The sequence below is a fragment of the Butyricimonas hominis genome (assembly GCF_014287455.1).
GTDB classification, from domain to species: domain Bacteria; phylum Bacteroidota; class Bacteroidia; order Bacteroidales; family Marinifilaceae; genus Butyricimonas; species Butyricimonas muris.
Genome location: NZ_JACOOH010000008.1, coordinates 347,001 through 369,443, shown reverse-complemented (window position 1 = coordinate 369,443; position 22,443 = coordinate 347,001). Strand labels below are relative to the sequence as shown.

The window sequence follows — 22,443 nt, the reverse complement described above, 5'->3', positions numbered from 1 at the left end:
TTATTAAACGGTGTCTATAGCGACGGTGATCCACCTCTTCCCATCCCGAACAGAGAAGTTAAGCCCGTTAGCGCCGATGGTACTGCCGAGAGGTGGGAGAGTAGGTCGATGCCAGATTTAGAGAAGAGCGATTCAAACGAGTCGCTCTTTTTTTATGGTGTAAATAGTATTTTAGCTCTCCCTCTGTTTATAGAGGGAGTACCCCGGAGGGGGGAGGGAGTTCTTTAATTTTAGATTTAATGATTAACGAAGCGTCGCTTATATGACGAGAGGTATTTAATCAAAATCTCTCGATTTAAAATCAACAAACTCCTCCGGCACTTCGTGCCACCTCCTCTATAAACAGAGGAGGAGCTGGAATACGATCTTGCTTCGGAAGATATTTCTCTATTTTCAATTGTTTTTACCTGATTTCGGGTAGTTCTATGCCTTTTATTTTTCGATATAGGTTTAAGGCATAGGAGTCTGTCATACCGGAAACGTAATCCGTTACGGTTTGTATTTTCGTGTATATGGAGTCGTCTTTATGTACTTTGTATTGTTCTGGCATAATGGAAAGGATATTGCGGGCATAATAAGTTTCCGGTTTTAGAACGGCATCAATGTATTCTTTTAGTATGGTCGCGAGTATTTTGAAACCGGCAATCTGTATTTGGGTGACGATGTTCGTGTGATAAATCCGAGAATATGCCACTTCCGTACAAGCTTCGTAAGCTATTTTGTTAGTACCACTAAGATGGCTTATTAAGCTGCCCTTGAATGTACCGTTCATGATTGCCTCGTAGTTCTGGCAAAAGATGTCGGCACAGGCGTTGATTAATTTATTGATGATCCCGGCTCGTAAGAAGGCGATATATTCATTCTTGTCCGTTACAATTTTGAAGGTACGCGCAATGGTTTTCAAGTCTTCTTTGTCTGCTTCTTTATCGTAGAAATTGAGTAGAATTTTTGTTGTCTCTTCATACGATAGGATTTTCAGTTTGTGGGAATCTTCGATATCCATGATTTGATAACAAATATCATCCGCGGCTTCCACGAGATAAACTAATGGATGGCGGACGTATTGCAGCGGTTTTTCGCTTAATTGGATAATTCCGAGTTCTTCGGCTACTTCTTTGTAAATTTCCTTTTCACTTTGGAAGAAACCGTATTTATGTCCCTTGAGGGAGGCTTTGGATTCAAAAGGATATTTAACGATGGAAGCGAGGGTGGTGAAAGTCATGGTATATCCCCCCGGGCGTCTTCCGTTGAAACTGTGAGTCAATAGACGGAATGCGTTTGCATTTCCTTCAAAGTGACTGATGTCAGCCCATTCTTCGTCAGTCAATAGTTTTTTGAGGTATTGTCCTTCGCCTTCGATGAAAAAATAAGAGATGGCTTCTTCGCCCGAATGTCCGAAAGGCGGATTTCCTAAATCGTGGGCGAGACATGCCGTACTCACGATTGTTCCGATTTCTTCCAATATTTCCGGGTGTTCCAGAATTTCTTTGGTTTTGACAAATTGAGCTATCTTATTACCTAGTGAACGTCCCACGCTGGCAACTTCAAGACTATGAGTCAAACGGTTGTGCACGAATATATTTCCCGGGAGGGGAAATACTTGTGTCTTGTTTTGTAAACGACGAAAGGGGGATGAGAATATCAAACGATCGTAATCTCTTTGAAATTGTGAACGATCGTGTGAATGAAACATCGTGATCGTGTTTCCCGGTTGATAGCGTCTTGACGATAATAATTTATTCCAATCCATCATAGAGGTTGCCAGTTTATTTGTGTCACACAAATGTAGTAATAAAAAAAAGAGGAAGCAACCGGCTTCCTCTTTATTGTTCTTATTTTGAAATGAAGTGGTAGTGACTACCAAATCTTTCGAATGCTGCTTTGTCAAGCGACTCTCTGTGATCCGGGTGAGCGATGTTTATAAGTGCTTTCGCTCTGTCTTGGAGTGTTTTGCCGTAAAGGTCCGCAATACCGAATTCCGTTACGATGTAGTGTACGTCGAAACGAGTGGTAACGACTCCGGCTCCATTCAACAGTGTCGGGCAGATTTTGCTAACACCTTTGTTGGTTACGGCGGGAAGGGCAATGATAGGTTTACCACCTTCGCTGGCTGCTGCACCGCGGATGAAATCCAACTGGCCGCCGCTACCGCTGTAGAATTTGGTTCCGAGTGAATCGGCATTTACTTGTCCGGTGATGTCAACGGAAAGTGCAGAGTTGATAGCCGTCATTTTCGGTTGTTGAGCAATGATGAACGGATCATTCGTGTAGCCCACGTCCATCATGGCAACTCCCGGGTTGTCATCAATAAAGTCGTACACTCGTTTTGATCCCATGAGGAAGGTAGAAACGATTTTACCTTTATCGAATTTCTTGTTCATGTTGTTTACAACGCCTTTTTCGTATAACGGTAATACTCCGTCCGCGAACATCTCCGTGTGGATACCCAAGTTTTTGTGGTTTCCCAATTGTGAAAGTACTGCGTTCGGAATGGCACCGATACCCATTTGCAGGGTAGCCCCGTCCTCGATTAGGGTAGCCACGTTTTTACCGATAGCGATATCTTGCTCGGTTAAAACTGACGGGTGAGCCTCAATTAGCGGAGTGTTGTCTTCGCAGAAGATGTCAATGTCAGATAATCTGATGATGGCATCTCCCCATGCTCTGGGAACATTCGGGTTGATGACGCCAATAACCGTTTTCGCATTCTGTACAGCGGCTAACGTGGCGTCCACGGAGGTACCCATGGATACAAAGCCGTGTTTGTCGGGAGGACAAACTTGAATCATAACAACATCCACCGGGTGAATGCCGCTTCTGATTAATTTTTGAGTTTCGCTCAAGTGAACAGGTACATAATCAGCGTATCCTTCTTGGGTGGGTTTACGCACGTTACCGCCCACGAAATAAGACTCCAAACAGAATACACCCTCGAATTCTCCCTCCGCGTAAGGGGCGCTACCCTCGGTGTGCAGGTGTTGTATTCTCACGTTTTTTAATTCGCCGGCACGACCTCTTTTGCAAAGTGCTTGAATTAGACCTTGGGGGGCACAAGCCACGCTGTGAATGTGAATCCGATCGTTGGATTTTACTACTTTTACAGCCTCGTCAAATGACACTGTTTTTATTCCCTGATACATAGTAATTTATTTTATTCTATTCTTATGATTTAATAATAGCTTTCTTGTTTAAAAAACGCCGCAAGTTAGCAACACTCTTTTAATTAAACAATTTTTTCCGTAATTATTAGCTGCCAAATTCGAGCGTTGTGGAATCGTCACATTAGCCACCCCAGAATGGCTTTTCCGGTGAAAAGGTAGATGTTCAGTCCGATAATATCATTTGTCAGTGTGATAAACGGTCCGGTTGCCAGCGCGGGGTCGATTTTCATTTTGTTGAGCAATAGAGGAAATGCGGTTCCGAATATGGATGCGAACATAATCACGATGAATAAGGATATGGTTACCGTGATTGGCATCGCGTAGGAGTTCAAGTTGAAAAAGAGGGATAATATGAAGATGATCGAGGAGCAGATACAGGCGTTGATAGTGGCACACGATATTTCTTTCGTGATACTTTGAAAGATATTTTTCGTGTTGAATGAATTGGAGGCAAGTCCCTTTACCACGATAGCCGAGGATTGTATACCCACGTTTCCGCCCATGGCGGTAATGACGGGAATAAACATTGCCGTGGCAGGAAATAGGGCGATATCCGCCTCGTAGAAAGAGATCATGTATGCCGCTAACATTCCCCCGAATAGCCCGATAATTAACCACGGAAGACGGGCTTTGGTTTGATCCCAAACCGTGTCGGAAGATTCCACGTCCTGACTGATACCGGACATCATCTGGTAATCTTTTTCGGCTTCCTCGCGGATGACGTCTACCACGTCGTCAATCGTGATACGTCCTACTAATCGTCCGATGGAGTCGACAACGGGAATGGCGACCAAGTCGTATTTCTGCATGATGCGTCCCACTGATTCGGCGGATTCGTCTGTCGTCACGTAAGTGACGTCTGGGTTATAGATATTTTTTATTTTCGTGGAGGTGGGGGTCAGGATCATTTTCTTTAAAGATAATCTTCCCTTGAGGATGTTGTCATCATCCACCACGTATATGTAGAATATTTCGTCCAGATTTTCGGCTTGCCGACTGAGTTCGCGCAGGCAGGTAAGGACGGTCCAGTTTTCGTTGACTTTGACAAGCTCTTTTCCCATAAGTCCGCCGGCAGAGTCCTCGTCATAATGCAACAAGTCCACGATGTCGCCGGCTTGTTCAAGGTCTTCCATGTGGGAAAGTACTTCTTGTTGCTGCTCGTTGGGCATACTACCGACAAGGTCGGCTGCATCATCCGAGTCCATGTTGTCAACGAAACGTTTCGCGATTACCTCGGGAGGGAACGAATCAATGAAGCGTTGCCGTTCGTCTTCCTCGATCTCGGCGAGTACGTCTCCGGCTTTCTCTTCATCTAACAGTAGAAACAGGTATTGGGCTTCTTCGGTGTCCAGTTCCTCTATAATTTCTGCAATATCTGCCGGGTGTAACGGTTCTACCAGTTTGGCGACGTCTTCCTTGTTATTGGCTTGAATGAGTTTCTCCAAATGGGAAACAAATTCTTCAGAGAGTTCAAACTGTTGCATATTCTACTGTATTTAGAAGTTTAAAAGCCTATTTTTCAGAGGCTTTTAAATTATTAAACGTTTCAATTTCTTTGCATAGAGCAATAAAGTCATCCACGCTAAGCTGTTCCGGACGCAAAGATAATCTTTCTGACGTGAAATCGGGTGAAATTATCGGTTTTAACGAGTTGCGTAAGGTTTTGCGGCGTTGGTTAAACCCGGTTTTCACGACATTGAAAAATAGCCTCTCGTCACAATCCAGTTTTTCCCTTTTATTGCGAATCAGTCGAATAACGGCCGATTTTACTTTTGGAGGCGGGTCGAACACTTGTTCCCCCACGGTGAACAGGTATTCAATGTCGTAGAATGTTTGCAGGAATACGCTGAGTATGCCGTATGTTTTATTGCCGTGGGGGGCACTGATACGTTCCGCCACTTCTTTTTGGATCATGCATACCACTTGGGGGATAAGTTCCCGGTTCTCGAGAATTTTGAAAAAGATTTGAGAAGATATGTTATAAGGCAAATTCCCGATCACGGAAAACGGTTCTTGGTAGAAAGTCCGAATATCCGATTTCAGAAAGTCGCCGTATATGATTTGCTGTTTATGTTCGGGCAATTCCTCGTGTAGATAGTCGATGGATTCCCGGTCGATGTCGATTGCCAGCACGGTGAAGGCGGCATCGGCGAACAGGTGGCGAGTGAGTACCCCCATACCCGGACCTATTTCCAGTACCCCTTTGGTTACGGGTAATAAACTTTCCGTGATTTTACGGGCTATATTCTGGTCTTTCAGAAAATGTTGTCCCAGATGTTTTTTTGCACGAACAATACTCATAGAATGAAATCAGGGTGTTATGGGTTAAACTTCCAATTATTTATTTACTTTTGCATCCAGCTTACAAAATAAAGGTTTTATTTTGAGTTGTGAAAATTATTGGAATGTCAATCTTGACTAAATTTTTTGAATGAAGCCGTTTTATAAACAGATTATAAAATTTTTTGCATTCTTGTGCGTGACGGTCGTTTTATTTTGGCTCGTGTACCGGGATCAGGATCCTGCCGAGTTGATGAAGGCGTTGCGGGAAGATGTGAATTACACGTGGATTTGGGTTGCTATCGGGTTGGGAATGCTTAGTCATATAAGTCGTTCTTTGCGTTGGCAGATGCTTACAAAATCAATGGGGTATAAAATATCGTTCATGAATAGTTTCATGGGGGTGATGATCGGTTACTTTGCCAATCTGGCGATACCGCGTATGGGAGAACTTACCCGGTGCGGGGTGGTGAGTAAATACGAGAATGTGCCTTTTTCAAAATTGCTGGGAACGGTGGTGACCGAGCGGGTTTTCGATATGATCATGTTGTTGTTGCTCACGTTGATTGTCGTGGTGACTCAGTTTAAACAGGTCGGGATATTCCTCGATAATAATGAGGATATTAAAGAAAAGTTATACGGGATGTTTTCTTCTCCCGTGACATGGGGAATATTGGTGCTGTTGGTGCTGGGGTTGATCGGGTTTATCTGGTTTTTGAGAAAAGGCTCTTTCTTTACCCGGTTGCATCATTTTATGACGGGATTGAAAGAAGGTTTGCTGACCGTGAAAGATGTCGATCATAAATGGTTGTTTATAGGATATACGATTTTCATTTGGTTGATGTATTACTTGATGTTGTATGTTTGTTTCTTCTGTTTCAAATTTACATCCGGGTTAGGTCCCTTGGTGGGATTGACTGTTTTCGTGCTTTCGAGTTACGGGATGGTTGCCCCGGTGCAGGGAGGCGTGGGAGCATGGCATTTCATGGTGATTGCCGCCTTGATGATTTATTTGCCGCACACGGAGGGAATCGAGAGTATGACGAAGACTTTCGCTTTGCTGACGCACGGCACGATGACGCTTTTGTACATCGTAGTCGGGGTGATTTGTTTGCTGGTATTACCGATATATAATAGAAATAATAGGAATGATTGAGAAGTATTTTACCGGACTGAACGAGATACAGATAAAACAGTTTAACCGGTTGGAAGGACTCTACCGGGAGTGGAACGAGAAAATCAACGTGGTTTCGAGGAAGGATATTGATGCGCTGGAGATTCATCACGTGTTGCACTCTTTGGCTATCGCGAAAGTGATTTCATTCAAGCCCGGAACGCGGGTGCTGGATGTCGGTACCGGAGGAGGCTTCCCGGGCATTCCTTTGGCTATTTTATTTCCGGAGGTTCATTTCCATTTGGTGGATTCTATCGGGAAAAAGATAAAAGTGGTCAACGAGGTTGCCGTTGCATTAGGATTAAAGAATGTGACGGCAGAGCAGGTGCGGGTGGAGAGTATGAGCGAGAAGTTTGATTTTATTGTCAGTCGTGCGGTGACAGCTTTCCCGGCGTTCGTGGCGTTGACGAGAAAACGTCTTTTGAAGGAGAGTTTCAATGATCTCCCTAACGGGATTATTTATTTGAAAGGGGGAGATTTCGAGGAAGAAATACAGGATTTTAGGGAGCGGATTACCGTGTATAATATCCCGGATTTTTTTGAAGAAGAATTTTTTGAGACCAAGAAGGTTATTTATATGAAATATATGAAATATATGAAATATATGAAATAATTTTTTTTACTAACAATTTGTGAGTAAGAAGAATTCTTTATAAATTTGTCGCAGTTTACATTTCCACTTGGTTCATGCCGAGTGATTTTTACTTACTGAAAAAGAAATAATCCAAATATAACGATACTCTATGTATGATATTTTAGAACTGAATGAAAAGTTACTTTCAGAATTGCGCCAAATAGCAAAGGAACTGAATGTTAAAAGGATTGAATCCTATAAAAAGAAAGAATTAATATACAAAATTCTGGACCAGCAGGCTATGGTGGCTACAGAGGAAACGGCTCCGGTGGAAGCGAAAGAGAAAAAACCTCGTGTGCGTGTCATAAGAGGTGGTGCCGAAAAAGTGGGAGATTCTAAAGGCGGGTTACCTAAATTCAACAAGAATAAGGATAACAAAAAGGTAGAAGACAAGCAGGAGCAACCTCCAAAAGAAGAGGAAAAGAAGCAACCCGAAAAGAAGGAACGCGTGAAGGTGAAGGAAGAGGCTCAGCCGATTAATGTCGTACATAGTGATATTCTGGATCAGGATTTGGTTTTGAGTCGCACGGAGAGCGGGATTGTGGTTGAGAAGAAAGCCGAGGTACAGCCGGAAAAAGCAGCCGAGGTGAAAAGTGAGGAAGTTGTCGAAGCGAAACGTGAGCCGGTTGTTCAAAAACAAGAGCGTAAGTTCTTCGAGAAACGGATAAATAAGAAACAAGATAATAAGGAAGCTGCTGTACAAGGAGAAGAGAAAAAAGAAGAAAGTACAGGAGAGAAACCGAAAGAAGAGCAAGGGGAAAGAGTACGTCCTAAATTTATTAAACGCAAACGCGTTGAACGTGACGAGGATGCCATTCGTCAAGATGAAGACGAGGCGAACTTTGAGGAGTCGGAGGGGAAAGAATTTATGCCTGCCAGAGATGAATACGGCAATGAAGGCTATGACAATGCTTCCCCGGAAAATGAAGATAGAAGAGAAAGTACAAGTAACAAAATGCGTTTTGACAAGCGCGATAAATATTACGAGTTCGAGGGGATTATCTTAAATTCCGGGGTGTTGGAAATCATGCCCGACGGGTACGGTTTTTTGAGATCGTCTGATTATAATTACTTGAATTCACCGGATGATATTTACGTGTCTCAGAGCCAAATCAAGTTGTTCGGTTTGGCAACGGGTGACACGGTCGAGGGTACGGTACGTCCCCCGAAAGAAGGAGAGAAGTATTTTCCTTTGATTAAAGTTTCCAAGATTAACGGCAGGACTCCGGATGCCGTTCGTGACCGGATTCCTTTTGATCACTTGACACCGCTTTTCCCGAACGAGAAGTTCAACTTGACCGGAAGCGGACGTGCAACTATCTCTACCCGCGTGGTGGATATGTTTGCCCCGATCGGTAAAGGTCAGCGCGGATTGATCGTGGCTCAGCCCAAGACGGGTAAGACGATGTTGTTGAAAGAAATTGCCAACGCTATTTCAGCTAATCACCCGGAAGTGTATCTGATTATCCTTTTGATTGACGAACGCCCGGAGGAGGTTACCGATATGGCTCGCAGCGTGAAGGCAGAGGTGATTGCTTCTACTTTCGACGAGCCGGCGGAACGTCACGTGAAAGTGGCTAATATCGTGTTGGAGAAAGCGAAGAGAATGGTAGAGTGCGGACATGATGTGGTAATCCTTTTGGATTCTATCACTCGTCTGGCGCGTGCTTATAATACAGTATCTCCCGCATCCGGTAAGGTTCTTTCCGGTGGTGTGGATGCCAACGCCCTGCACAAGCCGAAACGTTTCTTCGGTGCTGCGCGTAATATCGAAAACGGTGGTTCTTTGACGATTCTGGCAACGGCTTTGACGGATACCGGTTCGAAGATGGATGACGTGATTTTCGAGGAATTCAAGGGAACGGGAAACATGGAGTTGCAGTTGGATCGCAAGTTATCCAACCGTCGTATATACCCGGCTGTAGACCTCACGGCTTCCAGTACGCGTCGTGATGATCTGTTGTTGGAAGACTACACGTTGAACCGGATCTGGATATTGCGTAACTATCTGACTGATATGAATTCAGTGGAAGCTATGCAGTTCGTGAAAGATCGTTTGGAGAAAACTCGGTCGAACGAAGAGTTCCTGATTTCCATGAATGACAAATAATAGGATTCAGGGAAATTCTATAGTATATAACATAGAAAAGCGGGTTAAGGATTACTTAACCCGCTTTTTGTATGTTTTGCAACATGTGGATTACAAAATCCGGCTTTTTTTATTACCTTTGCGTTGCAAAAGAATAGAAAAATGGAGAGCTTACGTAACACGCATAAGATTCTGATGAAAGAAAGAACGTCGGCAATTCGGCGCGGATTGTTGGATACGATAGATAATCGTGCCCGATTGATCGCGATAAAGGGAAGCCGGGGCGTGGGTAAGACTAATTTCCTGTTGGATTTTTGCAAAGAGCATTACAAGGATGATCCCTCTTGCCTGTACGTGAATATCAATAATTTATTCTTCGCGATGGAGGGATTGTACAATTTCGCGGAACGTTTTTACAAACTCGGGGGGAAGGTATTGTTGTTGGATCAGATACACAAGTACCCGAACTGGGATAAAGAGTTACGCGAGGCTTACGACCGTTTCCCGGAATTGCAGATTGTATTCACCGTTTCTTCCATATTAAGAGTAAAGTCAAATAAATACCTTCAAGGCATTGTGGAGATGTACAACTTGAGCGGGTTGTCTTTCCGGGAGTTTTTGGAATTGGAAACGGGACACAAGTTCCCGGTCTATTCTTTCGAGGAAATCGTGGAACGCCACGAGGAGATCGTGGACGATATCTTGGAAAAGGTTCGTCCGTTAGCTTTTTTTAATAACTATTTGAAATATGGTTATTATCCCATATATTTGGAGGAGAAATCACATATTGATTATTTACTGAAGAATATCAACTTAACATTGGAGTTTGATATCCCGTACAATAATCAGATCGAGTTGAAGTATTTGACGAAGCTGAAACAATTGCTTTATATCGTGGCAAACGGTAATAGCAATATAAATATCAGCAAGTTGAGTGCCCGGATCGGAGTTTCCCGTGCAACGGTGTTGAACTACCTACATTACATGAAGAATGCGCGGTTGTTGACGTTGTTGTTTGACAAGGAAAGTGATGATGAGAACGGGTTGAAACCGAATCAGGTGTTTTTGCATAATCCGAATCTGCTGAACGCGGTTTGTTTGGATAATACGGATGCGCTGATGATTCGGAAGACTTTTTTAGCGAGTCAGTTGTGTGCCGTGGCGAGATTACATTATTCCGGAAACGAGGATTTGCTCGTGAACCGGAAATATGAGGTTTCCGTGCGGCAGTCGGACGATAAAGGGCGGGTCCGGGATTCAGTGATTCTGATGACCGATATGATCGAAAAGGGTGAGAAAAATATTATACCCTTGTGGCTTGCCGGTTTCGTGTATTGAGAGAAAATGAAGAATAAATAGAGTGATCAACTATTGTTAGTTAATGTTTAAAAAAATGGCAAAAGAAAAGAAATTTATCACATGCGATGGTAACGCGGCCGCTGCTCATGTAGCTTACATGTTCAGCGAAGTATCGTGTATCTATCCTATTACTCCGTCGTCCCCGATGGCAGAGTATGTTGACGAGTGGGCAGCGAAAGGTCGGAAGAACCTGTTCGGTGAAACTGTTCGTGTAGTTGAAATGCAATCGGAAGCCGGTGCGGCAGGAGCTGTTCACGGTTCATTGCAAGCTGGTGCTTTGACCACGACTTACACGGCATCACAAGGTTTGTTGTTGATGATCCCGAACATGTACAAGATCGCGGGTGAGTTACTTCCTTGCGTTTTCCACGTTAGTGCTCGTGCTTTGGCCGCTCATGCACTTTCTATTTTCGGCGACCACGCAGACGTTTACGCTGCTCGTCAAACCGGATTCGCTATGTTGGCATCCGGCTCTGTACAAGAGGTAATGGATCTTTCTGCCGTGTCTCATTTGACCGCTATCAAATCGAGAGTTCCTTTCGTGAACTTCTTTGACGGATTCCGTACTTCTCACGAGATTCAAAAGATCGAGGAGATTGATATGGAAGAAATCCGCGGTCTTGTGGATATGGAAGCTTTACAAGCATTCCGTGACCGTGCTCAAAACTCGGAACATCCTGAAACAAAGGGTACGGCTCAAAACCCGGATGTATATTTCCAAGGACGTGAAGCTGCTAATAAATTCTATGATGCAGTACCGGATGTAGTGGCTCATTATATGGATGAAATGTCCAAGATTACAGGACGCACTTATCGCCCGTTTGTGTACTATGGTGCAAAGGATGCCGAGAACATCATCATTGCCATGGGTTCGGTAACCGAAACGATTCGTGAGGTGATCGACTACAAGGTGGCGCAAGGAGAGAAAGTGGGTATGGTTGCCGTTCACTTGTATCGTCCGTTCTCTGCTAAATATTTCATGGAAGCGATACCCGCTTCTGTAAAACGTATCGCTGTGCTCGACCGCACGAAAGAGCCGGGTGCTAACGGCGACCCGTTGTATCTTGACGTGAAAGAGGTGTTCTACGGTAAGGAGAATGCCCCGGTGATCGTTGGCGGTCGTTACGGTTTAGGTTCCAAGGATGTAACCCCGGGACAAATTATCGGTGTTTACAAGAACTTGGCGATGAACGAGCCGAAGAATAATTTCACCATGGGTATCGTGGACGATGTTACTTTCCACTCTTTGCCTGTTGAGCCAGAAGTGAAAGTGAACTCCGATGCCATGTACGAGGCTAAATTCTACGGTTTGGGTTCTGATGGTACGGTAGGTGCCAACAAGAACTCTATCAAGATTATCGGTGGTGCTACCAATAAATATTGTCAGGCTTATTTCGCTTACGACTCCAAGAAGTCAGGTGGTTTCACCGCTTCTCACTTGCGTTTCGGTGACGAGCCTATCCGTTCCACGTATTTGATTACCACGCCGGACTTCGTGGCTTGCCACGTGCCTGCGTATATTCATATGTATGACGTGTTGAAAGGATTGAAGAAAGGCGGTTCTTTCTTGTTGAACTCTCTTTGGGATGAGAACGAGGTTGCCAATCACTTGCCGAATCACATGAAACGTTATTTGGCAGAAAACGAAATCAATTTCTATATCATCAACGGAACAAAAATTGGTCAGGCGTTAGGTTTGGGTAACCGTACCAACACGATCATGCAGTCTGCCTTCTTCAAGATCACGAACGTGATTCCTTATGATTTGGCTGTCAACGAGATGAAGAAAGCTATCGACAAGTCATACGGCAAAAAAGGAGAGGCTATCGTGAAGATGAACTATGCTGCTGTTGATGCCGGAGGTATTGATACCAACGTGGTGAAAGTGAACGTGCCCGCTGAATGGAAAAACTTGAAAGATGAAAATTGCGCTCCCGATGCCAACCGTCCGGAATTTATCCGCAACGTGGTTGACGTGATGAACGCTCAAAAGGGTGATGACCTTCCCGTGAGTGCTTTCGTGGGACGTGAAGACGGTTCATTCCCTGCCGGAACTTCCAAATTCGAGAAACGCGGTATCGCTATCAATGTGCCGGAATGGCAAGTAAATAATTGTATTCAGTGTAATCAATGTGCTTACGTTTGTCCTCACGCTGCTATCCGTCCGTTCTTGTTGACTGATGCAGAGTTGGCTGCCGCTCCTGCCGGAACGGAAACGAAGCCCGCTATCGGTAAAGAACTTGCCGGTTACAAATTCAAGATTCAAGTATCCCCGTTAGACTGTACGGGTTGCGGTAACTGTGCCGATGTTTGTCCCGCGAAGGAGAAAGCGCTTATCATGAAGCCGCTTGAATCTCAAGAAGCCGAGATTGCTCGTTTCAAGTACATGGACGAGAAGGTTGGTTACAAACAAGTTGTTGAGCCTAACAACGTGAAGAATTCTCAATTCCAACAACCGTTATTCGAGTTCTCCGGGGCTTGTGCAGGTTGTGGTGAAACTCCTTATATCAAGTTAATCACTCAATTATTCGGAGAACGGATGATGGTGGCTAACGCTACGGGATGTACTTCTATCTATGGTGGTTCTGCCCCGTCAACCCCGTATTGCAAAAACTACGTTTCCGGACGCGGTGTGGCTTGGGCTAACTCCCTGTTCGAGGATAACGCGGAATACGGATTTGGTATGGCTGAAGGTGCTAATCGCCTGCGCGACCGTGCCAAGAGATTGTTGGAAGAGAATTTGTCAACCTTCTCCGCTGACACGCAAGCCGCTATCAACGAGTGGATTGCTGCTTACGAGGATGGTGACAAGACTTTGGCTACCAGCGACAAGATGTCTGCCGCTCTGGCAAAAGAAACTTCCGCTGCCGCTAAAGAGATCATGACGTTGAAACCTTACTTCCCGAAGAAATCTCAATGGATATTCGGTGGTGACGGTTGGGCTTATGATATCGGTTACGGTGGTTTGGACCACGTGTTGGCAAGCGGTCACAACGTTAATGTGTTGGTTGTCGATACGGAAGTTTATTCTAACACCGGAGGTCAATCATCCAAGTCAACCCCCGTGGGTGCTGTGGCTAAATTTGCTGCCAGCGGTAAACGCGTACGCAAGAAAGACTTGGGTGCTATGGCTATGTCTTATGGCTATGTTTACGTGGCACAAGTTGCCATGGGTGCAAATCAGGCTCAATACCTGAAAGCGTTGAAAGAAGCTGAAGCGTATGACGGACCGTCTTTGATTATCGCTTATGCGCCGTGTATCAATCACGGTCTGAAAGCAAGCATGGGTAAATCCCAAGCTGAGGAGAAGAAGGCTGTAGAATGCGGGTACTGGCAGTTGTACCGTTACAACCCGATGTTGGAGGAAGAGGGTAAGAACCCGTTCCAATTGGATTCCAAGGAACCGGATTACTCTAAATTCCGCGACTTCCTGATGGGTGAAGTTCGTTTCAACTCGTTGGCTAAAGCTGCACCGGAAGAAGCAGAGGCACTGTTCGCTAAAACACAACAGGATGCCAAGTGGAAACTGGATGGCTACAAGCGTCGTGCCGAGATGAAATACGGCGAATAATATTCACAATTATTATAGCGAAAACGAGGTTACTTTCGAGTGACCTCGTTTTTATTATATGCGAACGGAGAATTTAATCAAAAAAAGTGAACATTAAAAAGTATAAATATCTTTTCCTGCTTGATTGGCTTTGCGGGGGAGTGCTAGGATATGTGTTTGCTTTGGTCTGTCCATAACAGATTGCTTGTGTCGTACCCGCGGTATGTGGCATTGGCGAGTAATGTTTCTTTTATCTCGTCGGGTAAACTGGGAGTTCGGCTGAGTATCCACAAATATTTGTCGGAACTGCTGCCGATGAGCGCGTATTTGTATCCTGCTTTATCCAGTTCAAGGATGTAATAATCAGCGTAGAACCAGAGGAAGAATGCGACTTTTAGTTTGCCCGGTTGTGTGGTATCGGGCATTTTGGCTCGTCCGACGGCACGTTTGAAATGGTCGTTGTCGTTTTTACCCGTTTGGTACCCGGCATTTTCTACCCGCACTTTTCCGTCGGGGAGTAGCGTGTAGGTTGCCGTCACGTTGGAAAGCCCTCGTTCAAACAGGTGATCAAAGCGGGCGATCTCGTACCAGCGTCCCATGTAACGGGACAAGTCGAGTTGGCCGATCGTGGTGTGGTCTGTTTGTCGCAGGAATTGCTCTATCGTGGCATCGGTGAAGCGGAACCCGGATTCAGTTAAGCGGGTGGGTTTCACGTCTTGCCCCGTGGTGAGAAATGCGGCTCCCTCGCCATACAGCGTGCGGAAGCAGAAGCGGGGAATGGTCACAGTACCCCAAGCGTGGCAGGCTTTTGCCACGGCACGGGTGAAGGCATGTTGCGTGAGTCTTCCCGGTGACACGAGATTGACAACGCCTTCTATCGATTTATTCCCGATAATGAATTGCATCGCCCGGCACAAATCATGGATACTGATCCACGGGAAAGGTTGTGTCCCCGGTGCGATGACTGCGGCGAGTTTCATTTTCAAGGGGAGTAACATCTGCCGCATGGCTCCCCCGTCCGGTGAAAGGACGATGCCGAAACGGGTAATGACCAACCTTGTTGCCGGGGGACAATGCCGGGCTTCCTGTTCCCACGCCTCGCAAAGTTCCGGCAGGAAACCGTTTCCCCGTCTGCCCGTGTATTCGTCGTGTGTTCCCTCTGTCGGGTAATATCCTACGGCGGATGCCGAGATCATCAATTCGGGTTTACGGGGAGCGGCATCTAAGGCTCTCGTGATACTCCGTGTCACCCGGATACGGCTATCCTGTAATTCTTGCTTGTACGAGGCGCTCCAGCGTTTATTGATGGGAGCTCCCGCCAAGTTGATAATTACATCACAGCGTGAAAGTGTTTGTACCAGTTGTTTGAACTTTTTTTCTTGAAAGAATGACCTGTCCAAGGGGACAATCTCGTACCCCGCTTCTGATAGTGAGTTCGTGAGGTGTTTGCCAATAAAACCGCTGGCTCCGCTGATCGCTATATTCATATCCCGTGAATTGTTGTTAATGTATGATATGAAAACGTATTTTGATAATGGAAAGTTGCTTTGAAAGGATAAAATGAACGGGTTGAATGAACATTTTTGAGCTTAAAGGTAACCGGGACGGGGTGAAAAGCGTAACGTGTAAAAATAAAACAAATAAAACTATGGATTTGAATAAAATGTTGAATTTGACGGGCATGGTGGCTGTCGTGACGGGTGGCGGCAACGGTATCGGGTGCGGGAGCGCACATATATTAGCCCAAGCGGGAGCCGACGTGGTGATCGGTGATGTGAATTTGGCGGATGCCGAGGTCGTGGCAGAGGATATACGAGGTATGGGACGTAAAGCGCTGGCATTGAAGTGCGACGTGACGAAGGACGGGGATTTGATGAATCTGGTGCAACGTACGATCGTGGAGTTCGGGAAGTTGAATATTCTGGTGAACAACGTGGGTGTCGGCGGGGGCGGGCAAGAGAATCCTTTCCGCGTGACTGAGGAGTATTTCGAGCGTATATTTAAGGTGAATGTCTTTAGTGCTTGGCGGTTGTGCCAGTTGGCAGTGCCTTACATGAAGCAGGCGGGCTACGGTTCGATCGTGAATATTACTTCCATGGCGAGTATCAACAGGAGTCCGGGCATGAGTGCCTACGCCTCGTCGAAGGCGGCGTTGAATCACATGACGGCGAATCTGGCGATGGATTTCGGACCGGACGTGCGGATTAACGCGGTAGGTCCGGGTGCGGTGGAAACGCGGGCTTTGGAATCGGTACTGACACCCGAGATAGAGAAAAAGATGCTGGAACACACGCCGATCAAACGATTGGGTGAGATAGACGATATTGCCGGTGCCGTACTTTTCTTTGCCGCCCCCATCTCGAGTTGGATCACGGGGCAGGTTTTGTTCGTGAACGGGGGCGGGGTGCAGACGCTGGATTAGAGAGGAAAGGCGGAATCTGTGTTTCGCGATTCCGCCCGATATGCCGGTAGATGAATCTTAATGAGGTCTTCTTTGAGCTCGATTCTTTTTGTATTCTGCCGTTTCGTCAGGAGATGCCGGTTCCACCTTCGCTATATAGCCTCGGGAGGAGGTGTATTCTCCTTTGGGCGTGTTTATTTTTTTGTCGATATTTTCAAAAAAGACTCTGAGCGGAGTGTCTTCTTGTTCTGCTTTTTGTATTTTGTCGAAAACTTTTTTGCCTTCTTCGTGGGTGAGGTCGATGAAAAACATGGCAGCAAAATATGAAACTCCTACACGGGCTTCTTTTTCGTCGTGACTGATGATGTGAGGAATAGAAACATGATAATTTCTAAGTTTCTGTTTGAATAATTCAAGTTCTTCCAGTGAATAGGGATATCCGACCATGGATGCCCCGCTTTGGATTTCGTTTTGGACGGTAGGTGCGCTGATCACGACATTCGTGATAACAAAAGCGAGTTTCTTCCCGATGGATTCACGGGTCGCTTTTGCCCATGCCGGGATTTTATCGGCTTTCAAGGAGAAAAGAAGTTGTGGCGTACCGACAGTGTCGAGTCGTATTTGCTCGAAGTCATCAAGAGTGATAATCGGTGTCGGGTCGAGATAATAGGTTTCGAATGTTCTGTACATTTTTCCTTCGACGCCATGGATGGAATCGGTGACATAATACCAGCCCGTGGGGAGGTATTTGTGTTTTTTCGTGTTATTCTTTTGTGCTTGTAACAAGGGACAACAGAGAATTAGCATGATGAAACAGAGAAACAGATTTTTCATTTTCATAGCTGTAAAAGATTGGTTTATTCACAAATATAAGATTCTTTTCTTTAAGTGTGTTTAGAAATAGGTAAGAATCACCCGTTTAATTTTATACCTTCGCGGGAAGGGCAGAATTGTAATAGTTATTGTTTATGGTTAGAATATTAGTTGTAGAAGATGAACAGCGGGTAGCCGATTTGTTGAGAAGGGGATTGGAAGAATCCGGCTATCAGGTGGTGCTGGCTTATGATGGACAGATGGCTCTCCGGTTGTTTAAATCGGGTGATTTTCAATTAATCATTTCTGACGTGGTTTTACCCAAAATGGACGGGTTCGAGTTTTGTAAAGAGGTGCGCCGGGAGAATGCCGGAGTCCCGATTATCATGCTCACGGCTCTCGGGCAGACGGACGATAAGTTGGAGGGATTTGATGCGGGGGCGGATGATTACATGGTGAAGCCGTTTGATTTCCGGGAGTTGGATGCCCGGATAAAGGTGTTGCTGAAACGGGGAAGTAATGACGTGCAGGCTGTTGCCCCGGAAGAGTTAGTGTACGCCGATTTGAGAATTGCTCTCCGCACGAAAACGGTGTACAGGGGAACGGATGAAATAAGGCTTTCACCCAAGGAGTACAATCTGTTGTTGTATATGGCGGAGAACCCGGAACGGGTGTTGAGCCGGGTGGAGATCGCGGATAAGGTGTGGAACACGCGTTTTGACACGGGAACGAATTTTATCGACGTGTATATTAATTATTTGCGCAAGAAGATAGACCGGGATTACGAGGTGAAGTTGATTCACACGAAACCGGGTATGGGTTTTATTTTTATGGCAGAGAAATGAAGATCAGGAGTAAGTTGACATTGAGGTACACGGGGGTGACCGCGGTTGTTTTTCTGGGGTTGTTGTCGGCAATCTATTTTTTCTCGGAACGAAGCCGAAACCGGGAGTTTTTCCGGGATTTGAAGAGTGAGGGAATCACGAAAGCAAATCTTTTTCTGAAAAACCAAGTGGATGCCGTTACCATGCAGTCGATTTACTTGAATAATCGGGAGTTTATCAACGAGGTGGAAGTGGCGGTTTATGATACTTCTTTTCAATTGCTATATCATGACGCGAAGCAGATTGATTTGGTAAAGGAAACCCCGGAGATGATGGAAAGGATAACGCGGAATAAAGTTATCGAATTTTATCAAGGGCGTTATCAAGTCGTGGGGATGTTGTACGAGTTCGAGGGAAAGGAGTATATAATCACGGCGGCGGCTTATGACGGGTACGGTTATGCGCAACGGGAGGCGTTGCGCGTGATGTTGGCTTGTATGTTATTGCTGGGACTCGCGATATTGTTGGGAGTGGGATATTTGCTCGCGCGGGGAGCGCTGACTCCCGTGTCGGATATGGTGGAAGAGGTGCGGGCTATTACCGCTTCGAATTTGGATACGCGGGTACCGGTACGGTACGAGAATGACGAGTTGGGGGAGTTGGCGGTGACATTCAATCGGATGCTCGATGGACTGGAAAAGTCTTTCGAGGCGCAAAAGATGTTCGTGAGTAATGTGTCCCACGAGTTGCGTACCCCGATGGCGGCTCTTGTTGCCGAGTTGGAGTTGGCTTTGTTGAAAGACCGTGCGCCGGAGGAGTACAGGGAAGCGATACGCAACGTGCTGAATGATGCCCAAGGGGTGGTGAGGCTTTCGGAGGGATTGTTGAATTTAGCGAGAGCCGATTATTTGCCGGAGCGGGTGAAAATGGAGGATGTGCGGTTGGATGAATTGCTGCTGGATGCGCGGGAAATGGTGTTGAAAGCAAATCCTGATTATAAAGTGGAGTTGATTTTCGAGGGGGAAGCCGATGATGACAGGGTACTCACGGTACTGGGGAATAGCTATTTGTTGAAGACGGCTTTCGTGAATCTGATAGAGAATAATTGCAAATTTTCGGGGGATAAGACTTCACTCGTGCAGATTACGTTTTGGGAGGATATGTCTATTATTCGTTTCTCGGATACGGGGATTGGTATGACGCCGGATGATAGGGAAAAGTTATTTTCTTTATTTTACCGCGGGAGTAACAAGGATTACGCCCCGGGAAACGGGATTGGCATGGTATTGACACGTAAGATCGTGACGATGCACAAGGGGACGATACAGGTAAATTCCCAGCAAGGGGAGGGGACTGTTTTCACGGTGGAGTTGCCGCACGTGTAGAGTTTGAATTCTAACGGTTTTCTAATGGTGTTATAATGTTTCTCTAACGGCTTGTCGTGAAGGGGGTGAGTACTTTTGTCCGTGTAAAGTATAACCCTCTAAAAGAAGACAATTATGATTTGGAGAAAGCACAATAGAAGAGAAGGTACGGCGTTTAACACGGAGAAGGTGTTTCTTGCTGCCACGCAACCATTGAAAACGGTGTACGCCTATTTTCAGACTTCCTGCCGAGGGTTGACGGACGAGGAGATTAAGGAACGGCAAAAGGAGTACGGGCAAAACGAGATCGTGCATGAACAGGCGCAAAAGGCGGTGGTGATGTTCTGCAAGGCATTTATAAATCCTTTCATCGGGGTGTTGATGGCTCTGGCTATCGTGTCGCTTGTGATCGACGTGTGGATGGCAGCACCCGAAGAACGGGAATGGACGAGCGTGGTCGTGATTTCGACGATGGTGTTGTTGAGTGTCGTGTTGCGCTTTAGCCAAGAGTGGAAATCGAGCAGGGCGTCGGACGCATTGAAAAAGATGGTGAAAAATACTGCTAGCGTATACCGGAACGGACGGGAAGAAAGCGAGGAAGTGAATATCACGGAACTGGTGCCGGGGGATGTGGTCTACTTGGCGGCGGGAGATATGGTTCCTGCCGACGTGCGTGTCGTGGAGTCGAAAGATTTGTTTGTCAGCCAGTCAGCCTTGACGGGAGAGTCGGATGCCGTGGAGAAGAGTACCGTGATTTCGGGCAACAAGCACCGGAGCGGGAGTGTCGTGGAGCTGGATAATATTTGTTTCATGGGTTCGAACGTGGTAAGCGGTTCGGCTATCGCAGTCGTGTTTGCCACGGGTAAAAACACGTATCTCGGGACGATAGCCAAGAGTATCGTGGGAGTACGGGCGCAGACTGCTTTTGACAAGGGAATCAGTAACGTGAGTTTTTTGTTGATTCGGTTTATGCTGGTGATGGTGCCTTTCGTGTTTCTGGTGAACGGGGTGACGAAAGAGGATTGGTTCGAGGCTTTTATTTTCGCCATATCCGTGGCGGTGGGGCTGACGCCGGAGATGTTGCCGATGATTGTTACCGCTAATTTGTCGAAAGGGGCGGTGGTGATGGCGAGGAAAAAAACGATCGTGAAGAACTTGAACGCCATTCAGAATTTCGGCGCCATGAATATTCTATGCACGGATAAGACGGGCACGTTGACACGGGATCAGATCGTGCTGGAAAAGTATATAAACTCGGACGGGAGTAGCGATGACCGGAAACGGGTGTTGAGGCACGCTTTTTTCAACAGTTATTTCCAGACTGGATTGAAGAACCTGATGGATAGGGCTATTTTGTCGCACGTGAAGGAGTTGCAGATGGAGTACTTGAAAGATAATTACATGAAGATTGACGAGATCCCGTTTGATTTTACCCGTCGCCGGATGTCCGTCGTGGTGGAAGACAGGCTCGGGAAGTGTCAGATTATCACGAAAGGAGCCGTAGAGGAGATGTTGGATATATGTGCTTTTGCCGAGTTTGACGGGGAGGTACACCGGATGACCGACGAGTTGCGTGCCAAGGCTTACGCTATCAGCGAACGAATGAACCGGGAGGGGATGCGGGTACTTGCCGTTGCCCAAAAGAGTTGGATCGAGAAAGGACGGGAGTTCGGGGTGGATGACGAGGCGGAAATGGTGTTGATTGGTTATCTGGCGTTTCTTGATCCGCCGAAACCTTCCGCGGCGAGTGCTATCAAGCAATTGCACGAGCATGGCGTGGAAGTGAAGGTGTTGTCGGGAGATAACGAGGCGGTGGTGAAGACGATTTGTCGGCAGGTGGGTGTGGATACGACTCGTACGCTGACGGGGCAAGAGATCGAGCGGATGACGGACGGGGAGTTGAAAGGAATGGTGGGCGAGGTGACCGTCTTTGCCAAATTGACACCTATGCAGAAAACCCGGATTATCACCTTGTTGCAGGAACAGGATAACACGGTCGGTTTCTTGGGTGACGGGATTAATGATGCTTCTGCCCTGCGACAATCGGACGTGGGTATATCCGTGGATACGGCGGTGGATATAGCCAAGGAGAGCGCAGATATTATTTTGCTGGAAAAGGATTTGATGGTGTTGGAGGATGGTGTTATCGAGGGACGCAAGACTTTCGGCAATATCATGAAGTATATCAAGATGACGGCGAGTTCTAATTTCGGGAATATGTTCAGCGTGCTGGGGGCGAGTGCTTTTTTGCCTTTCCTGCCGATGTTGCCGATCCATTTGTTGGTACAAAATCTATTGTATGACGTATCGCAAATCACGATCCCTTTTGACCGTCTGGATGCGGAGTACCTGCAAAAGCCCCGGCGGTGGGATGCTTCCGATTTGAGCCGGTTTATGATTTACATCGGTCCTATCAGTTCAATCTTTGATATAGCGACCTATCTGGTGATGTGGTACGTGTTCAAATGTAATTCACCGGAACATCAGGCTTTGTTCCAATCCGGGTGGTTCATCGAGGGGCTGTTGTCGCAAACGTTGATCGTGCACATGATTCGTACCCGTAAGATTCCCTTTATCCAGAGTACGGCGTCATGGCCGGTGGTGGGGCTTACACTTTTGATTATGGTGGTCGGTATCATACTCCCGTTTTCGAACGTGGGGGCGGCAATCGGGTTGGTGCCTCTGCCTTGGAGTTATTTCCCGTGGCTGGTGGTGATATTATTGAGCTATTGCGTGCTGACGCAGGTGATCAAACAATGGTATATTAAACGGTTTACTCGCTGGTTATAAAATG

Annotated in this window: 15 protein-coding genes and 1 rRNA gene; 10 read left to right on the top strand and 6 right to left on the bottom strand. The window is 46.2% G+C overall.

Annotation, left to right across the window (positions count from 1 at the left end; genetic code table 11):
• Positions 1 to 6 precede the first annotated feature (6 nt).
• A 5S ribosomal RNA gene (gene rrf, locus H8S64_RS18205) occupies positions 7 to 117 on the top strand.
• Between the two features lie 286 nt (positions 118 to 403).
• On the opposite strand, the gene H8S64_RS18200 is transcribed toward rrf, so the two are convergent.
• The 4 genes from H8S64_RS18200 to rsmA form a co-directional block, all read right to left on the bottom strand.
• Positions 404 to 1,753, bottom strand: a complete 1,350-nt coding sequence (locus H8S64_RS18200; RefSeq protein ID WP_186977996.1) for a deoxyguanosinetriphosphate triphosphohydrolase — start codon at positions 1,751 to 1,753, stop codon at positions 404 to 406.
• A 79-nt stretch (positions 1,754 to 1,832) separates the two neighbouring features.
• Positions 1,833 to 3,140: an acetyl-CoA hydrolase/transferase family protein gene (locus tag H8S64_RS18195; RefSeq protein WP_099290055.1), complete on the bottom strand. Its 1,308-nt coding sequence runs from the start codon at positions 3,138 to 3,140 to the stop codon at positions 1,833 to 1,835.
• 137 nt (positions 3,141 to 3,277) lie between these two features.
• Positions 3,278 to 4,645, bottom strand: a complete 1,368-nt coding sequence (gene mgtE, locus H8S64_RS18190; protein WP_099290056.1) for a magnesium transporter — start codon at positions 4,643 to 4,645, stop codon at positions 3,278 to 3,280.
• Between the two features lie 28 nt (positions 4,646 to 4,673).
• Positions 4,674 to 5,462 (bottom strand): 16S rRNA (adenine(1518)-N(6)/adenine(1519)-N(6))-dimethyltransferase RsmA, encoded by a 789-nt coding sequence (gene rsmA, locus H8S64_RS18185; RefSeq protein WP_186977994.1) that lies wholly within the window; start codon positions 5,460 to 5,462, stop codon positions 4,674 to 4,676.
• 130 nt (positions 5,463 to 5,592) lie between these two features.
• Between rsmA and H8S64_RS18180 the strand changes: the two genes are divergently transcribed.
• The 5 genes from H8S64_RS18180 (at position 5,593) to nifJ (ending at position 14,268) form a co-directional block, all read left to right on the top strand.
• On the top strand, positions 5,593 to 6,597 hold the full coding sequence (locus H8S64_RS18180; protein WP_186977992.1) for a lysylphosphatidylglycerol synthase transmembrane domain-containing protein: 1,005 nt from the start codon (positions 5,593 to 5,595) through the stop codon (positions 6,595 to 6,597).
• Positions 6,584 to 7,228 carry a 16S rRNA (guanine(527)-N(7))-methyltransferase RsmG gene (gene rsmG, locus H8S64_RS18175; RefSeq protein ID WP_366482938.1) on the top strand — a complete coding sequence of 215 codons (645 nt, stop codon included), beginning with the start codon at positions 6,584 to 6,586 and terminating at the stop codon, positions 7,226 to 7,228. The genes H8S64_RS18180 and rsmG overlap by 14 nt, the downstream gene beginning before the upstream one ends.
• Positions 7,229 to 7,358: 130 nt before the next feature.
• On the top strand, positions 7,359 to 9,359 hold the full coding sequence (rho, locus tag H8S64_RS18170; RefSeq protein ID WP_186977988.1) for a transcription termination factor Rho: 2,001 nt from the start codon (positions 7,359 to 7,361) through the stop codon (positions 9,357 to 9,359).
• Between the two features lie 141 nt (positions 9,360 to 9,500).
• Positions 9,501 to 10,676 carry an AAA family ATPase gene (locus tag H8S64_RS18165; protein WP_099290061.1) on the top strand — a complete coding sequence of 392 codons (1,176 nt, stop codon included), beginning with the start codon at positions 9,501 to 9,503 and terminating at the stop codon, positions 10,674 to 10,676.
• A 55-nt stretch (positions 10,677 to 10,731) separates the two neighbouring features.
• On the top strand, positions 10,732 to 14,268 hold the full coding sequence (gene nifJ, locus H8S64_RS18160) for a pyruvate:ferredoxin (flavodoxin) oxidoreductase (protein WP_099290385.1): 3,537 nt from the start codon (positions 10,732 to 10,734) through the stop codon (positions 14,266 to 14,268).
• 143 nt (positions 14,269 to 14,411) lie between these two features.
• Here the strand turns inward: nifJ and H8S64_RS18155 are convergent, their stop codons facing one another.
• Positions 14,412 to 15,734, bottom strand: coding sequence for a TIGR01777 family oxidoreductase (locus H8S64_RS18155; RefSeq protein ID WP_186977986.1), 1,323 nt, complete (start codon positions 15,732 to 15,734; stop codon positions 14,412 to 14,414).
• A gap of 161 nt (positions 15,735 to 15,895) precedes the next feature.
• On the opposite strand from H8S64_RS18155, the gene H8S64_RS18150 reads away from it, so the two are divergent.
• Complete coding sequence (locus tag H8S64_RS18150) at positions 15,896 to 16,669, top strand: glucose 1-dehydrogenase (RefSeq protein ID WP_186977984.1); 774 nt, start codon at positions 15,896 to 15,898, stop codon at positions 16,667 to 16,669.
• Between the two features lie 57 nt (positions 16,670 to 16,726).
• On the opposite strand, the gene H8S64_RS18145 is transcribed toward H8S64_RS18150, so the two are convergent.
• On the bottom strand, positions 16,727 to 17,488 hold the full coding sequence (locus tag H8S64_RS18145) for a SecDF P1 head subdomain-containing protein (protein WP_186977982.1): 762 nt from the start codon (positions 17,486 to 17,488) through the stop codon (positions 16,727 to 16,729).
• Between the two features lie 128 nt (positions 17,489 to 17,616).
• On the opposite strand from H8S64_RS18145, the gene H8S64_RS18140 reads away from it, so the two are divergent.
• The 3 genes from H8S64_RS18140 (at position 17,617) to mgtA (ending at position 22,439) form a co-directional block, all read left to right on the top strand.
• Entirely contained in the window at positions 17,617 to 18,306 is a 690-nt protein-coding gene (locus H8S64_RS18140; RefSeq protein WP_186977980.1) for a response regulator transcription factor, read from the top strand.
• Positions 18,303 to 19,670 (top strand): sensor histidine kinase, encoded by a 1,368-nt coding sequence (locus tag H8S64_RS18135; protein ID WP_186977978.1) that lies wholly within the window; start codon positions 18,303 to 18,305, stop codon positions 19,668 to 19,670. The genes H8S64_RS18140 and H8S64_RS18135 overlap by 4 nt, the downstream gene beginning before the upstream one ends.
• Positions 19,671 to 19,784: 114 nt before the next feature.
• Complete coding sequence (mgtA, locus tag H8S64_RS18130; protein WP_186977976.1) at positions 19,785 to 22,439, top strand: magnesium-translocating P-type ATPase; 2,655 nt, start codon at positions 19,785 to 19,787, stop codon at positions 22,437 to 22,439.
• Positions 22,440 to 22,443: the final 4 nt, after the last annotated feature.

Bases quoted from the DNA above. Each gene is read 5' to 3' on its own strand.
- mgtE (WP_099290056.1), bottom strand. From the start codon at position 4,645: ATGCAACAGTTTGAACTCTCTGAAGAATTTGTTTCCCATTTGGAGAAA.
- H8S64_RS18135 (WP_186977978.1), top strand. From the start codon at position 18,303: ATGAAGATCAGGAGTAAGTTGACATTGAGGTACACGGGGGTGACCGCG.
- H8S64_RS18200 (WP_186977996.1), bottom strand. From the start codon at position 1,753: ATGATGGATTGGAATAAATTATTATCGTCAAGACGCTATCAACCGGGA.
- H8S64_RS18165 (WP_099290061.1), top strand. From the start codon at position 9,501: ATGGAGAGCTTACGTAACACGCATAAGATTCTGATGAAAGAAAGAACG.
- H8S64_RS18150 (WP_186977984.1), top strand. From the start codon at position 15,896: ATGGATTTGAATAAAATGTTGAATTTGACGGGCATGGTGGCTGTCGTG.
- H8S64_RS18145 (WP_186977982.1), bottom strand. From the start codon at position 17,488: ATGAAAATGAAAAATCTGTTTCTCTGTTTCATCATGCTAATTCTCTGT.
- H8S64_RS18140 (WP_186977980.1), top strand. From the start codon at position 17,617: ATGGTTAGAATATTAGTTGTAGAAGATGAACAGCGGGTAGCCGATTTG.
- nifJ (WP_099290385.1), top strand. From the start codon at position 10,732: ATGGCAAAAGAAAAGAAATTTATCACATGCGATGGTAACGCGGCCGCT.
- mgtA (WP_186977976.1), top strand. From the start codon at position 19,785: ATGATTTGGAGAAAGCACAATAGAAGAGAAGGTACGGCGTTTAACACG.
- H8S64_RS18195 (WP_099290055.1), bottom strand. From the start codon at position 3,140: ATGTATCAGGGAATAAAAACAGTGTCATTTGACGAGGCTGTAAAAGTA.
- H8S64_RS18155 (WP_186977986.1), bottom strand. From the start codon at position 15,734: ATGAATATAGCGATCAGCGGAGCCAGCGGTTTTATTGGCAAACACCTC.
- rsmA (WP_186977994.1), bottom strand. From the start codon at position 5,462: ATGAGTATTGTTCGTGCAAAAAAACATCTGGGACAACATTTTCTGAAA.
- rho (WP_186977988.1), top strand. From the start codon at position 7,359: ATGTATGATATTTTAGAACTGAATGAAAAGTTACTTTCAGAATTGCGC.
- H8S64_RS18180 (WP_186977992.1), top strand. From the start codon at position 5,593: ATGAAGCCGTTTTATAAACAGATTATAAAATTTTTTGCATTCTTGTGC.